Origin of the sequence: Paraburkholderia sp. SIMBA_030, assembly GCF_046535245.1 — a bacterium.
Lineage (GTDB): Bacteria > Pseudomonadota > Gammaproteobacteria > Burkholderiales > Burkholderiaceae > Paraburkholderia.
Window position 1 is genome coordinate 1 of record NZ_JAWRXB010001203.1, and the last position, 250, is coordinate 250.

Sequence of the window (250 nt, forward strand, 5' to 3'; positions counted from 1 at the left end):
TGAAAGCCTTCGAACGCGCCTTCGGTAATAATCACCTTATCTCCCGGATAAGGGGTTGCCGGATCGACAATGTCTTTCGGTTTATATACCGATAGCTGATGAATCACCGCCGATGGGACTATCGCTGGCGACGCGCCAAAGCGCACGAAGTGACTGACACCGCGGGTCGCGTTGATAGTCGTGGTATGAATCACTTCTGGATCAAATTCGACAAACAGGTAGTTGGGAAACAATGGCTCACTGACTGCAG

General features: G+C 51.2%; 1 protein-coding gene. It reads right to left on the reverse strand.

Translation table 11 applies throughout. The features are described from left to right. Positions 1 to 250 (reverse strand): transcription/translation regulatory transformer protein RfaH (gene rfaH / locus SB772_RS43845; protein WP_410839009.1); only part of this gene is annotated, 250 nt, incomplete at both ends.